This is a genomic window from Gemmatimonadales bacterium, assembly GCA_030697825.1.
Classification (GTDB): Bacteria; Gemmatimonadota; Gemmatimonadetes; order Gemmatimonadales; family JACORV01; genus JACORV01.
Genome location: JAUYOW010000067.1, coordinates 13265 through 27604 on the forward strand (window position 1 = coordinate 13265; position 14340 = coordinate 27604).

The 14340-nt window shown below is 70.0% G+C and carries 9 protein-coding genes; 7 read left to right on the forward strand and 2 right to left on the reverse strand.

What is annotated here, in order from left to right:
- Positions 1 to 29: 29 nt before the first annotated feature.
- The 7 genes from lgt (at position 30) to Q8Q85_03185 (ending at position 8705) form a co-directional block, all read left to right on the forward strand.
- The gene (gene lgt, locus Q8Q85_03155) at positions 30 to 989 is read left to right on the forward strand and encodes a prolipoprotein diacylglyceryl transferase (protein ID MDP3773243.1); all 960 of its coding nucleotides are present in this window, start codon (positions 30 to 32) and stop codon (positions 987 to 989) included.
- Between the two features lie 81 nt (positions 990 to 1070).
- The gene (locus Q8Q85_03160) at positions 1071 to 1724 is read left to right on the forward strand and encodes a cytochrome c3 family protein (GenBank protein MDP3773244.1); all 654 of its coding nucleotides are present in this window, start codon (positions 1071 to 1073) and stop codon (positions 1722 to 1724) included.
- A 183-nt stretch (positions 1725 to 1907) separates the two neighbouring features.
- Positions 1908 to 4895 (forward strand): molybdopterin-dependent oxidoreductase, encoded by a 2988-nt coding sequence (locus Q8Q85_03165; GenBank protein MDP3773245.1) that lies wholly within the window; start codon positions 1908 to 1910, stop codon positions 4893 to 4895.
- 3 nt (positions 4896 to 4898) lie between these two features.
- Entirely contained in the window at positions 4899 to 6263 is a 1365-nt protein-coding gene (nrfD, locus tag Q8Q85_03170; protein MDP3773246.1) for an NrfD/PsrC family molybdoenzyme membrane anchor subunit, read from the forward strand.
- The gene (locus tag Q8Q85_03175) at positions 6263 to 6787 is read left to right on the forward strand and encodes a DUF3341 domain-containing protein (protein MDP3773247.1); all 525 of its coding nucleotides are present in this window, start codon (positions 6263 to 6265) and stop codon (positions 6785 to 6787) included. Before nrfD ends, Q8Q85_03175 begins: the two co-directional genes overlap by 1 nt.
- Positions 6780 to 7361: a cytochrome c gene (locus Q8Q85_03180; protein MDP3773248.1), complete on the forward strand. Its 582-nt coding sequence runs from the start codon at positions 6780 to 6782 to the stop codon at positions 7359 to 7361. Before Q8Q85_03175 ends, Q8Q85_03180 begins: the two co-directional genes overlap by 8 nt.
- A gap of 57 nt (positions 7362 to 7418) precedes the next feature.
- Positions 7419 to 8705, forward strand: coding sequence for a hypothetical protein (locus Q8Q85_03185; GenBank protein ID MDP3773249.1), 1287 nt, complete (start codon positions 7419 to 7421; stop codon positions 8703 to 8705).
- 80 nt (positions 8706 to 8785) lie between these two features.
- On the opposite strand, the gene Q8Q85_03190 is transcribed toward Q8Q85_03185, so the two are convergent.
- Positions 8786 to 12247, reverse strand: coding sequence for an Ig-like domain-containing protein (locus Q8Q85_03190; protein ID MDP3773250.1), 3462 nt, complete (start codon positions 12245 to 12247; stop codon positions 8786 to 8788).
- Positions 12244 to 14217 carry a protein kinase gene (locus tag Q8Q85_03195; protein ID MDP3773251.1) on the reverse strand — a complete coding sequence of 658 codons (1974 nt, stop codon included), beginning with the start codon at positions 14215 to 14217 and terminating at the stop codon, positions 12244 to 12246. Before Q8Q85_03195 ends, Q8Q85_03190 begins: the two co-directional genes overlap by 4 nt.
- Between the last annotated feature and the right edge of the window lie 123 nt (positions 14218 to 14340).

A 14340-nucleotide genomic window follows, 5' to 3' on the forward strand; every position in this document is an offset into this window, starting at 1 on the left:
CGCGTCCGCGTTGGGAGGGTGCCTCGCGCGTGCTGTTCGCCGAACTGACGTTCCCCGGCTGGGACCCCGTCGCGCTGCACCTGGGTCCGGTGCAGGTCCGCTGGTACGGGCTCGGATACCTCGGCGGCTTCCTCCTCGGCGGGCTCGTACTCGACAAGCTCGCCCGCGACCGGTTCATCGCCCTAACCAAGAGCCACGTCAGCGACCTCATCGGCTGGCTGGTCGCCGGCGTGCTGCTCGGCGGGCGCATTGGTTACGCGCTCTTCTACGAACAGCGGTTGCTGACGCACCCCCTCGAGCTGCTGCGGATCTGGGAGGGCGGCCTCTCGTTCCACGGCGGGCTGCTCGGAGTGGTCGTGAGCTCGGCGCTCTTCGCGCGGCGCCGGGCCCACTCGTGGCGGCGTCTCGCCGACGCGCTCTGCCTCGCCGTCCCCTTCGGCATCTTCCTGGTGCGCTGCGCGAACTTCGTGAACGGGGAGCTGTACGGAAGGGTCGTGTCCGGGGCCGTTCCCTGGGCGATGCGCTTCCCGACCGATCCCGTTGCCCTCGTCCTCTCGCCCGAGCTGGCGGCCGCGGGCTCGCTCCATTGGTACGATGCCTACGCCGCCCTGCGCGCGGGCGGCGGATGGGCGGCGCTCGCCTCAGACGTGCCGTTGCGGCACCCGTCGCAGTTGTACGAGGCGTTGCTCGAGGGGGTGCTGATCGGCATGGTCCTGTGGTCGATCTATCGGTGGCGCCGCGCCTGGACTCGGCGGCCCGGCGCCGTCACGGCCGTGTTCCTCTTCCTCTATGCGGCGGCCCGGTTCGCGGCCGAGTTCACTCGCCAGCCCGACGCGCAGTTCGCCAGCGCATCGAATCCGATGGGGCTCGTCCTTGGCCCGTTCTCGATGGGCCAGGTGCTCAGCCTCTTCGTCGCGCTGGGAGGCGCGCTGGTGCTCGGGTGGCCACGGCCCGTGGAACCCGCGACGCCGACTCCTCCGCCCTTGTGATTGCCCTGTGCCGCGGCTAGAATTTTGCGGCTCCCCTGATCAACTGCGTCGCATGCACCAACCTCTCTGCGTAGGGATTGGATGAAGCGTACTACAGCCATCATCGCCGGCGGGACGCTGCTCGGGATCGGGGCCGCTCTTGCCGGCGTTTCGATGGCCGGGGGTCAGGGCTCCCAGCAGACTGCGACACCAGCGCCGGGCTGGAGTTTCCCGCTCCTGCCCACTCACGGCAGCGGCTATTCCAGTCTCGACAGCGCGCAACCCGGCGGGCCCTGGCCGACGCTGCCCGGCCGGCTCCGCGGGCCGGAGCAGCCCCTCTTCTACCGCCACGACGTTCACGCCGGACAGTATCGCATCCCCTGCCTCTATTGCCACAACAACGCCGCCAACTCCTGGACGGCGAACATCCCGACGGTGAGCACCTGCATGGGGTGCCACCTCGTGATGTCCGCGCCCGACACCGCCGGCAACCCGAACGCCGACATCGCCAAGCTGCGCGACTTCGCCGGGCGCGGCGAACCGATACCGTGGGTGCGCGTCAACAAGATCGCCGAGCACGCGCACTTCCCGCACATGCGTCACGTCAACGCCGGGCTGGCCTGCCAGTCCTGTCACGGTAACATCCAGCAGATGCCGCGGGTCTTCGCGGCCCAGAACGTGAACCAGATGGGGTGGTGCACGAACTGTCACATGCGGCGCGGCATCACGCGGGACTGTACGACATGCCACTTCTAGGCCTTGGGGAGCGGTACCCGGGGGAGCGGTACCCATCCGTGCGGACGGCGGTCGCGGTGCGCTTCCAGCGCCACCCAGCGGCTCCCAAGGTACCGCTCCCCAAGGTACCGCTCCCTCTTCACCCAAAGGTACCGCTCCCCGCTCCCCGCTCCCTCTCCGTTCACACTCCGACGCGCGGCCGCGATGAAGCGTAGACGTTTCCTCCAAGTCGCCGGCGTGACGGGCGCCGGTCTCGCGGCCGGCTGCGGATCCGAAAGCCCGGACCACTTGCTGCCGTATCTGGTCCCGTCCGACGACCTCATCCCGGGCATCGCGACCGTATACGCCAGCACCTGCCGGGAGTGTCCGGCGGGGTGCGGCATCCGCGTCAAGACGCGCGAGGGACGCGCGATAAAGGTAGAGGGCAACCCGAAGCATCCGGTGAACCGCGGCCGGCTCTGCTCGCGCGGTCACGCCGCGCTCCAGGGGTTGTACGACCCCGACCGCATCACCCAGCCGAGGAAACACGAAGGGAACGTCTGGCGGCGGATCACTTGGGACCAGGCGATCGCCGACCTCGCTTCGGCGCTGGGCGCCGCGGCCACTTCCGGCACCGACCGCGTGGCGTTGGTCACCGGCGCCGAGAGCGGCACGCTCGACCGGTTCTACGACACCTTCCTCGCGGCGTTCCGTTCCACCCGCCGCCTGCGCCACGAAGCGTTCGCCTTCGAGCCGCTGCGCGAGGCCAACCGCCTGACCTTCGGCCTCGCGTCGGTCCCGCAGTACGACTTCGCGGGGGCGCGCTACATCCTCTCGTTCGGCGCCGACTTCCTGGAGACGTGGCTGTCGCCGGTGGAGTTCGCGCGCGGCTTCGCCGAGTCGCACGGCTACCACGAAGGACGGATGGCGAAGTTCGTCGCGGTGGAGCCGCGGCGGGGGATGACCGGCTTCAGCGCCGACGAGTGGGTCGCCCCGAAGCCGGGCACCGAGGGCCTGCTCGCGCTCGGCATCGCCTATTCGATGATGCGGCAGGGCAAGTCCCGCGTGACCGGCGTGGACGCCGACCGTCTCCGCGCGATACTCGCGCGGTTCGAGCCTCGCACCGTTGCCGAAGCGACCGGCGTCGAGGAAACGGTGATCGAGCGTCTCGCCCTTGAGTTCGGCGACGCGCAGCCTTCCCTCGCCGTGGCCGGCGGAGTCGCCAACCAGCACCGCGCCGCCACGCAGACCGCGGTCGCCGTCAACGTCCTCAACTACTTGGCCGGCAACCTGGGACGCACGGTGCGTTTCCAGGCGTCATCGCCGTGGGAGCGGGTCTCGCGTTACTCGGACATGCGCGCCCTCATCGCCGCGATGAACGCCGGCGCCGTGGACGTGGCCCTGGTGCACGGCTCCAACCCCGCGTTCACGCTGCCGGCCTCGGCCGGCTTCGCGGAGGCGTTCGCGAAGGTGCGTCTCAAGGTGGCGTTCGCGAGCCACCCGGATGAGACAGCGGAGCTGGCGGACATCATCCTGCCCGACCACACGCCGTTGGAGCAGTGGGGCGCCCTGGAGCCGATGCCCGGCGTCAGGAGCCTGGTGCAGCCGGTGATGACACCGGTGCACGACACCAGGCAGGCCGCCGACGTGCTGCTCGCCGTGGCGCAGCAGGCCGGCCGGAACGTCGCACCCCCCGGCGCCACGACCGCGCGCGACCTCGTCGCGGCCGGCATCGCGCCCCGGACGTTCGACGGGATGCTCGCCGCCGGCGGCGGGTTCGCGGAATCCGCCCCGAAGCCGGTGCGCCTCGCCATGGACTTCGCGCGCCTCTCGTGGGCTCTCCCGACGTTCGACGGTCCGGCGGACGGGCCGGTGCTGCTCGTGGTGCCCTCCGCCGCGCTCTACGATGGCCGCGGCGCCAACAAGGGCTGGCTCCAGGAGCTGCCCGACCCGACGACCAAGATCGCCTGGCAGACGTGGGTGGAATTGCATCCGGAGACGGCGAAGGACCTCGGCGTGCGCAACGGCGACGTCGTCACCGTCTCGTCCGGGGCGCGGCAGGTGGAAGCGGTCGTTTACGTCTTCCCCGGAGTGCGCCGGGACGTGGTCGCCATGCCGATCGGCCAGGGCCACACGGCGTACGGCCGGCTCGCGAAGGACCGTGGCGCCAGTCCGCTCGCCCTGCTCGCGGCCGACGCGACCGACCAGTCGGGCGCACTCGCCTTCTGCCAGACCCGCGTCACCCTGACGAAGACCGGTGAGCGGCGGCCCCTCGCCACCACTGAGGGCAGCGCGCGGCAGCACGACCGCGGCATCGCGCGCACGGTGACCTTCGGAGCGCTCGCGGCCGGCCACGCCGGAGAGCACGGGCACGAGGCGATCACCGAGGCGGAGCAGGCCGCCATCGACACGGCGGCGGCGTCGCAGTCGCTGCGCACGAATCTCGGCGTTTACGGCAAGGACAACCCGAAGTGGGAGATGACCATCGACCTCTCCCGTTGCACCGGCTGCTCCGCCTGCGTCACGGCGTGCTACGCGGAGAACAACATCCCGGTGGTGGGGGAGTCGCAGGTGGTGAGGAGTCGCGAGATGGCGTGGATCCGCCTCGAGCGCTACTACGACGGGTTCGAGGGCGGCCAGACCGACCTTCCCACCGGCACCGATTTCGAGGTGCGGCAGGTCCCGATGCTGTGCCAGCAGTGCGCCAACGCGCCCTGCGAGCCGGTCTGCCCGGTGTACGCGGCGTACCACACTCCCGACGGGCTCAACGGCCAGGTCTACAACCGCTGCGTCGGCACCCGCTACTGCGCCAACAACTGCCCCTACAAGGTCCGCTACTTCAACTGGTGGGACTACGGCAATCCGGTGAGCGAGCAGTACTCGTTCCCGGGAGCGCTGAGCTGGCAGCTCAACCCGGACGTAACGGTCCGCACCAAGGGCGTGATGGAGAAGTGCACCTTCTGCGTGCAGCGCATCCGCTTCGCGCAGAACGACGCCCGGGTGAGCGGCCGCACCCTTCGGGATGGCGACATCACCACCGCCTGCCAGCAGACCTGCCCGGCCGGCGCGATCATCTTTGGGGACGCGCACGACCCGAACAGCCGCGTGAGCCGAAAGAAGCAGGACGAGCGCGGGTACCACGTCTTCGAGCAGCTCAACACGAAACCGGGGATCACCTACTTGAGTCGCGTCATCCACGCGGAGGAGGCGTAAGCCATGACAGCCTCCGCCCCCGCGCTGCACGGCACGCCCGCCGCCGAGCCCACGTACGCCGACGTGAACCGGGACGTCATCCGGACGATCGAGCCGCCGGGCCGGGGCTGGTTCATGGCGATGGGCGTGATCCTCAGCGGCCTGGCGTTCGGCGCGTTCTGCTGGATGCGCCAGATAAGGCTGGGCCTCGGCGTCACCGGGTACACGCCGCCCATCTTCTGGGGCACCTACATCACCACGTTCGTCTTCTGGGTTGGCATCGCGCACTCGGGCACGCTGATCAGCGCGATCCTCTTCCTGTTCCGATCGGGGTGGCGGAGCGCGGTGTACCGCGCCGCCGAGGCCATGACCGTGTTCGCGGTCTTGACCGCGGGCTTGTTCCCGGTGCTCCACCTCGGGCGGGCCTGGTTCGCGTACTGGGTCTTCCCGTACCCGAACACCCGCGGCCTCTGGGCGAACTTCAAGTCGCCGCTGGTGTGGGATGTCTTCGCCATCTCGACGTACCTCACCGTGTCGGCCACGTTCCTGTTCATGGGACTCATCCCCGACATCGCGGCGATCCGTGACCAGTCGGTCGGGTGGCGGCGGAAGCTCTACGGTGTGCTGTCGTTCGGGTGGCGCAACTCGGACCGCGAATGGCAGCACTTCATGCGGATGTACCTGTTCCTCGCCGCGCTCTCCACTCCGCTGGTGCTATCGGTGCACAGCGTGGTGTCGTGGGACTTCGCGATGGCCATCGTGCCGGGCTGGCACGCCACGATCTTCGCGCCGTACTTCGTGGCGGGCGCCATCTTCTCCGGCTGCGGCATGGTCATCACCATCCTGGTGCCGCTCCGCAAGGCGTTCAGCCTCGAGCGGTATCTCCAGGTCCGGCACTTCGAGAACCTCGCCAAGCTTTGCCTGCTGACCTCGATGATCATCTCCTACGCCTACGGCACCGAGTACTTCGTCGCCTGGTACAGCGGGAACGCGATCGAGCGCGAGACGTTCTACCACCGGGCGTTCGGGGCGTACTGGTGGGCCACCTGGACGATGATCACCTGCAACGCCTTCATCCCGCAGCTGCTCTGGTTCAAGAAGATCCGGACCAGCATCCCGACGCTGTTCGTCATCTCGATCTTCATCAACATCGGGATGTGGTTCGAGCGCTTCGTCATCATCGTCTCGAGCCTTGCCCACGAGTTCGAGCCGTGGCAGTGGGCGTACTACATACCGAACTGGAACGAGATGGGCATCCTGATCGGCAGCTTCTGCTGGTTCTCGATGTGGTTCATGCTGTTCATCAAGTTCTTCCCGTCGATGGCCATCTGCGAGATCAAGGAGTCCTTGCCGCCGCCGGGCCGGAAGCACGCGCGAGGGGGGCACTGATGGCCACGCTTCCGGTGTCTGTCACGCGCCCCGGCGTCGTGGGCGTCTTCGGCACCCTCGACGGATGCCTGCTCGCCTTGCGCGAGCTCAAGGCCCACGGCTACGCGGGCCTCACCGTGTACTCGCCGGTGCCGAACCACGAGCTCGACGACGTGCTCGCGAAGAAGGAGAGCCCGGTCCGCGTGTTCACGCTGGTGGGCGGGCTCACCGGTTGCGCGCTCGGGTTCGCCTACGCGATATCGACGTCGTTGGACTGGGAGCTGGTCACCGGCGGCAAGCCGATCGTGTCCCTCCCGCCGTTCGTGATCATCGGCTTCGAGTGCACCATCCTGTTCGGCGCGCTGGTCACCGTCGCCGGCATGTTCATCAACGCGCAGCTGCCCAAGCTGCGCATGGCGGCGGGATACGATCCGCGCTTCAGCAACGACAAGTTCGGCATCGTGGCCTTCGGCGGGCCGGCGCAGGTCGCTACCGCCGAGGAGATCATGCGCGCCGCGGGCGCCGAAGAGGTGAACGATGTCTGAGCCGGCGCACCGCCGCATAGCCGCACCGACGAACCGGCCGGCCCGACGCGCGCTCGCGGCCGCGGTGCTTGCCGTCGCCGCTGTAGGTTGCACTACGCTCGACAACGCGGTGGGCAAGATTCCGTGGTTCACCACCATGCGTGACCAGGCGGTGACGAGGCCGTTCGAGGCGCTCCCCGGCGAGGCGGCGCCGCGCGGGGTACCGCCCGGCTCCGTGCCGGTGACCGGGCACGAGGACTCGCTCGACCTGTTGACCGACCTGCATGAGGTCGCCAACCCCGCCGCGCGGACCGAGGCGTCGCTGACGCGCGGCGGCCGTATCTACGACACCTACTGCACCGTTTGCCACGGTGCCCAGGGCGGCGGCGACGGCCCGGTGGCGGGGAAGATGGGCTACGTCCCGCCGCTCGTCACCGACATGACGAAGCAGCGGACCGACGGCTACATCTACGCGGTCATCCGCCAGGGCCGAGGTATCATGCCGCGGTACGGGGACAAGATCCGCGGTGCCGACCGCTGGCACGTCGTGAACTACGTCCGGCAGCTACAGGGGGCGGCAAACAGTGGGCCGTAGAGTTGCAGAGTTGCAGAGTTGCAGCGGTGGACAGGTGCCGGTGGGCAGGAGCGGAGCGTGACCGACCACTCGCGGCGCGACGCGGTCCTGCGCAAGCTGGATCGGCCCCTGCCTGGTTGGGTGAAGCCGCTGCTACTGGCGTCCACGGCCGTCGGCGCGCTCACGTTCATCCTGCTGGCGCTCGGCGCCGACTCGGCGAGGGCTTGGCGCGCCTACCACATCAACTGGCTCTACTGGACCGGGCTCGCGCAGGCCGGCCTCCTGTTCAGCGCCGTGGTCAAGGTGGCCAAGGGGCGGTGGAGCTACCCCATCCGCCGCATCGCCGAGGCTTCGGCGGCGTTCCTGCCGGTCTCGTTCGCGCTGTTCCTGGTGCTCTGGATAGGCCGGGCCCAGATCTTCCCGTGGATCGCCGCGCCGATCACCGAGCCGCACGTGAAGGCCTTCTGGCTCCGCGACGGCTTCATGTTCGGCCGCGACATCGCGGCCCTGCTGGTGCTCTACGGGCTCGACTTCTGGTTCCTCTACCACTCGCTGAGGCCCGACGCGGCGCTGCTCCAGGCGGGCGCTCCCGAAAGAGTCAAGCAGCTCTACGCGTGGCTGGCGAAGGGCTTCGACCAGCCCGGCCGCGGAGCCGACTTCTCCGAGGAGCGGCAGAACTACATCGCCCCAGGGCTCATCTTCGCGTACGCGGTCGTGATGAGCCTGCTCGCGTTCGACCTGATCATGTCGCTGGCGCCGCACTGGATCTCGAACCTCCTCGGCGGCTTCTTCTTCATGGGAGCCTGGCTGACAGGGCTGATGTCGCTCGGGCTGCTCACGATGTTCTGGCGTCGGCACCTCCAGCTCGAAGACCTGATTACCACCACAACGCTCCACGACCTCGGCAAGCTGTGCTTCGGATTCACGGTCTTCTGGGCGTACCTCTTCTTCTCGCAGTTCCTGGTGATCTGGTATGGCAACATGCCGGAGGAGACGAGCTTCCTGTTCCTCCGCATGGCGTCGCCCACCTGGCGCAACATCTCGACGCTGATGGTCGTGATGGTCTTCCTGATCCCGTTCTGGGGCCTGATCGGCGCGAAACCGAAGCAGACGCCGGCGGTCTTCGCCACCTTCGCCACCATCTCGCTGTGCGGCGTCTGGATCGACCGCTACGTCCTGACGGTGCCGTCCATCGTGCCGAGCGCTCCGAAGCTGCCGCTGGGCTGGCAGGAGCTGCTGGTCACGGTCGGGTTCTTCGGATTGTGGGGTCTGGCGTACGCGTGGTTCGCGGACCGGTTCCCGATCGTGAGTCCTACGTATCTGGAGCGGGGGGAGCGGCGGAAGCATGCGCATGCGTCGTTCTGAAGAAAGGCGGCAGGTAGGCCGTTAGCCGGTGGCCGTTGGAAGCTAGCCGTTAGTCATTGGCTCCACAGGGTACTGCTCGCCTACGGCCTCCGGACCGGCCGCCGACCCGGCCGGGCGGGGAGCCGTACGGTGACGGTCGCTGTGCCGCTCATCTGCCCTACCGTCGCCCGGATCGTCGCGGTCCCGCCGGCTAGCCCCATCACCAGCCCCGCCGCCGTCACCTGTGCCACCGCGGTGTCGCTGCTAGTCCAGGTTGCCGGCTGCGGCAGGGTCATCGGAGCGCCGCCGGAGTCGCGCGCGGTGGCGACGAGCTGGCGCGTGGCGCCGGCCTGGTCGATGGTGATCGTGTGGGGCGCGACCGTTACCCCCGCGAGAATCGGTGCGGGCAGCAGCACGTTGTCGTACCACCCGTCGAAGTCGGTGCCGACTCCTCCCAGAGAGACCTGGATGATGGAGTCGGCGCGGGGCAGGGCCTCGCGGATCACGAACCGCTGGTTCCGCAGCCACTGGTTGGCCGGGGCGTCGCTACGCGCCACGATCACGACGTTGCCGAGATTCTGGCTGCGCCCGCCGTCGTCGTTGAAGGCGTACCAGACCTCGGACTCGGTCTGGTTGTTGTTGCGCACGCGGACCCGCACCGTGGCAGGGAAGGCCGCGCAGTTGAGGCCGCAGCCGTCCGGCACGCCGCTCGCACCCACCTTGACGTCGAACTGGATCGCCGTCGTGGGCGTGACGCGGGCCGGCAGCGGAAGGGAGATCCCCGCCGTTCCCACGACGCCGCGCGAGCCGCTCCTGGCCACGTGTGCCTCGCCGCCCGCGACCTCGAGCCGAACGCCCGCGCCGGCGCTGTCGGTGGTCCACGCCGGGCCGCCGCTGTAGTTGCCGTCCTCGAAGTCTTCGCGCAGCGCCGCGATCGTCACGGATGCGACTTCTCTCGTCCCGCGGAGGATCGTGCCCGCGTCACCCGATGCGTACACCGACCCGTCCGCCCTCGCCGCCACGCTCCACAGCGTCTGCGTGCTCCCGCTCGTCATCGGGCTCCACGATGACCCGTTGAAGCGCAGGACGGCGCCACCGGCGCCGACCGCGTACGCGTCGGTCGCCGACGTGCCGGCGACGCCGAGGAGGCTTTGGGTCGTCACGCCCGGCATGGCGCCCCACGCGCCGCCGCTGAGGCGCACTACCGTCCCGCCGTCCCCCACCGCTAGGACGTTGGTGGCCGACGTGCCCCAGACCGCCTCCAGCAACTGGGTGGTTCCGCTGGGCATTGCCCGCGCCGCCGTGCCGTCGATCCGGAGGATCGTCCCGCCCGTGCCCACCGCGAAGACGTCGTTGCACGAGGCGCCCCACACGCTCCAGAGGTCCTGCGTCGTGCCGGACGGGATCGGGCGCCATCTCGAGCCGTCGAACTTGACGACCAGACCGCGCCGGCCGACGCCGTACACGCATGTGGCTTCCGTGCCCCACAACTCGTAGATCGCCTCGCCGGCATCTCCGGTGCGCACCGGGGTCCACGCGCGCCCGTCGAACCGCAGCACCGTCCCGCTCTCGCCCGCCGCGAAGACGTCCGTTGCCGACGCGCCCCAGACGCTCCACAGCGGCAGGCTCGAGCCGCTCGACATCGGCGTCCAGGTCGTCCCGTCCGTGGAGCGCAGGATCGTGCCGCGCTCGCCCACCGCGAAGAGGTCTCCGGAGGGAGCGGCCCAGACCCGCTCGAGGCGCACGGGCGACGGGATGCGCTGCGCCGTCCACGCGCTGACCGGGGCCGCCGTGCGCCCCGCCACCTGTGCCGCCGGCCGCGTGAGGACCGGCACCGCAGCGACGCTCGTCCGGCCCGCGGCGGCGCCGAGCTGCGACGACGCGTTGTCGCCCCAGCAGTAGACCACGCCTTCGGCGGTCGCGCCGCAGGTGTGCGCCGTCGCCGCCGCTAGCGCCGCGAAAGTGAGGCCGCCCACCACCAGCACCGGACGTTGGCTGTCGGCCGTCTGCCCGTTGCCGAGTTGGGCCGAGCGGTTCGCGCCCCAGCAGTAGGTCGCGCCGCTCGTGGTGATGCCGCAAGTGTGTGACTCGCCAGCCTGGAGGCTCTGGAACACCAACCCGTCGGTTACCGCGACCGGCCTCGGGCTCGACGGCGTCGCGCCGGCTCCGAGCTGCCCGCTCGCGTTCGAGCCCCAGCAGTGCGCCGCGCCCTCGCGCGTGAGTCCGCACGTGTGGCTCGCGCCGGCGGTGAGCGCCTTGAACACAACTCCGCCGATGACAGCGGCCGGGGCGCCGGCGTTCGCCGTGGTGCCGGTGCCCAACTCGCCGGCGGTGTTCGATCCCCAGCACCAGGCTGCGCCGGCCGCGGTGAGCGCGCAGGTGTGGGAGCCGCCTGCCACGATGGAACGGAAGGTGACGCCGGCCGGCAGCGCCGCCGCAAACGGCACGTTGCGGCCGGTGGCGGCGCGGTTGCCGAGCTGTCCGGCGCCGTGGGCGCCCCAGCACGACACGGCCCCCGCGGGTGTGAGACCACAGCTGTGCGATGCGCCGACCGCGATGGCCTGGAAGGCTTGGGGGCCGGAGACCTGCACCGGCGACGCGCTGCCGGCCGTCTGCCCGTTGCCGAGCTGCCCGGATGCGTTGGTCCCCCAGCAGAACGCGGTCCCAGTGCGGGTCAGCCCGCAGGCGTGCGACGGTCCGATGCTCACGGTCACGAAGAGCTGGCCGGCCACGAGCGCGGGCGTGCCTATGATGTCGGTGATTCCCGCGCCGAGGAGGCCGGCGGCGTTGGAGCCCCAGCAGAACGTCGCTCCGCTCGGGGAGGCCGAGCAGGTCGTCGCGCCGCCGGCGCTCAAACTTGGACCGCCCACGGTGCCCGCGGGGGCCACCGGCGTCGTGGCCGTCACGGCCGGGCCGGGGGGCGAGAGCCGCACCCGCACGATGGTCGTGACGCCGGGCAGGACCTCACGCGCGAAGCGCACCGACCGGTAGCCGTCGGCGTTCACGCGGACGGTGTGGATGCCGGCGGCGAGCGTCATCCGTTCGTCGGGCAGCACCGTGGCCGTGGTGTCGATCACGGCGAGGAAGTTCACGGTGCCGCGCTGGACCCTGAGCGCCCCGCGGCCGGGCGATGTCTCACCGGTGAATTGGTAGGTGGTCTCGACCAGACTGTCGTCGGGCACGGCACGGATCGCGGCGCGCGCCGCCAGGATGGCGGAGGTCACGCGCGGCGTGAAGTTGTTCGAGTCCACGGGGAAGCCGGGCGCCACGCGGTTGGCCCAGCGGAGCCAGAGTCCCGACAGCGTGTCGCGTTGGAGCTCGAGGAGGGCGTCCGTCAGCTTGTGGACCCCGCTGATCCAAACGGTGTCGCGCGGGCCCGCCGCGGGGTCGAGCCCGACGGCGAGAAGGTGCGCGGCGCTGGCGAAATCGGCGCGGTCGTAGGCGGCGTGGCCGGCCCGAAGGGAATCACGCGCGCGCTGGGCGCGCAGGTTCCTCGCTTGAGTGAGGAGGAGAAGACCGAGAATGAGGACTGCGGGCAGCGCGCGCGCGTGCCTCAGCCTCACGGGGTGCTCCGTGGACGGATGGCGAAGGTGACGGCCCGCTCCTGCCCGGCGCGCACCGTGATCGAGCGGGAGGCCGGCTCGGCGGTGAAGCCGTCGCGCAGCACGGTGATGACATGCCGTCCCGCCGGGAGCGAGTCCGCCCATGACGTCCCCTGGCGCCGCGGCGTGCCGTCCACGAGGATACTGGCCCAGCCGCCCGCCACCGTCACGCGCACGAAGCCCATGCCTGCGCCCGCCGCCGGGCTCGCCGCCGGCGTGTCGCGCGTCGCGGGAGCTGTTCGAGCGGTCGTGTCACGTGCCGGGCGTCGAGCGGTCGCAGCAGCGGCGGTGACCCGTGCGATCGAGTCACGGCTCGCCCGCGAGACCACGCGGGCCAGCGAGTCGCGCGTGTTGTTGGCCCTCCTCACCGAGTCAGAGCGCGCCGAGGCAGCCAGGCGGTTCGCCCTCGTGACCGAGTCGAGGCGCGCCTTGTCCAGCCGACGGCGCTCGGCCGCGGCGCTGGTCGCTGCGGCTGTAGGCGGGGCCGGAAGACGCCGGGCCGCGAACCGCACCCGGTTCGTGTCGCCCGCCGCCACGGTCAACGAGTCAACCATGGGCTCGAAACCCGTTGCCGCGAGCCGCACGACGTGCGGCCCCGGCAGCATCAGGAAGCTCGTGCCCGTCGTGTCGCGGTCGTCGATGGCTACGGAGCCCCCGGTGGGCAGGCCATCGATGACCAGCTGTCCCGTTGTGGGCGCGGCCGGCACGGGCGGCGAAGCCACCGCGAGGGTGTCTCGGGGCGGAGTGGGAACGACCGTCGACGGGCTGCCATCCTGGCCACCCGTGATGAGCTTCGTAGCGAACCAAACGCTCCCCGCCACCAGTCCGCCCACCGCGACGACGCCCACCGCGATCCCGCCGAGTTTCTTCAGCGTCGACGGCTTGGCGTGGCCACCCGTCACCAGCGTGTTGAGCCGCTCCTTCATCGACTGACGTCGACGCATGATCAGCGTCGCCTCGTCGCCGCTCGGCGCGCCCTTCATCGCGTTGATGAACGCAGTCACGGTCGGGAACCGCTCGTCGGCCTTCTTGGAGACGGCGCGATTCACCGCTTCGATCACGTGCTTCGGCAGCGACGGCAGCAGGGCCTCCAACGGCGGCGGCGGCTCCATGCAATGCTTGTGCAGGAGGTCGATGGCCGACTCCGCCTCGAACGGGAGGTGCCCGCTCAGCATCTGGTAGGCCATGATGCCGAGCGAGTACTGGTCCGCGGCGCCCGTAAGAGTTGCGCTGCCGCGGCACTGCTCCGGCGACATGTAATAAGGGGTCCCGAGGATCGCGCCCGACCCAGTGAGAGCGCCGCTATGGAGCTCTTTCGCGATCCCGAAGTCCGTGACGATCACCCGGCCGCGGGCGTCGAGCATCACGTTGCCGGGTTTCACGTCGCGGTGGATCACGCTGCGCTGGTGCGCGTAGTCGAGGGCTTCCGCGACCTGCTCGAGGATGCCGACCGTCTCGGTGACCGTCAGCAGGCCCTTGGTCTCGAGGATGTCCGCGAGGGAGCGCCCCTCGAGGAACTTCATGGCGTACCAGAACAGCCGGCCGCCCGGGGTGATGCGGTAAATGGGGATGATGTTCGGGTGATCGAGCGCGGCGGCGGTCTTCGCCTCGCGCTTGAACCGCTCGATGGCGCCCTTTCCGAACGTCAACTCTGGTGGCAGCACCTTGATGGCGACATCGCGCGCAAGGTGCACTTCGTGCGCCTTGTAGACTACCGCCATCCCCCCGCGGCCCAGCTCATCCGCGATCTCGTACTCGCCCTTGGTCTCCTCCAGAAGGAGGACTTTGAGCTGGATGGCTCCCGAGTCGCTGAGACGGTCGCCGGGCCCGCTCGCGCCGGGATCCGTGACCGCCGCCCCACAGGTCGAGCAGAATAGGCTCGTCTCGGGCACGGGCGTGCTGCACTTCGGACACTTCAGATCAGTCGGCATACGGGGGTCGTTCATTCTACAGCCCGCTGGGGGGTCAGGGAAGGGCGCCGTCACAGTGCGATACGGTGACACGGGTCACCGGAATTGGGGGCGCGAGGGTCCACAGCCCGTCTTGGCTATCCG

What these genes read in the sequence shown, in the direction of transcription:
- Q8Q85_03160 (MDP3773244.1), top strand. Translation starts at nt 1,071, where the DNA reads ATGAAGCGTACTACAGCCATCATCGCCGGCGGGACGCTGCTCGGGATC.
- nrfD (MDP3773246.1), top strand. Translation starts at nt 4,899, where the DNA reads ATGACAGCCTCCGCCCCCGCGCTGCACGGCACGCCCGCCGCCGAGCCC.
- Q8Q85_03195 (MDP3773251.1), bottom strand. Translation starts at nt 14,217, where the DNA reads ATGCCGACTGATCTGAAGTGTCCGAAGTGCAGCACGCCCGTGCCCGAG.
- Q8Q85_03180 (MDP3773248.1), top strand. Translation starts at nt 6,780, where the DNA reads ATGTCTGAGCCGGCGCACCGCCGCATAGCCGCACCGACGAACCGGCCG.
- Q8Q85_03165 (MDP3773245.1), top strand. Translation starts at nt 1,908, where the DNA reads ATGAAGCGTAGACGTTTCCTCCAAGTCGCCGGCGTGACGGGCGCCGGT.
- Q8Q85_03175 (MDP3773247.1), top strand. Translation starts at nt 6,263, where the DNA reads ATGGCCACGCTTCCGGTGTCTGTCACGCGCCCCGGCGTCGTGGGCGTC.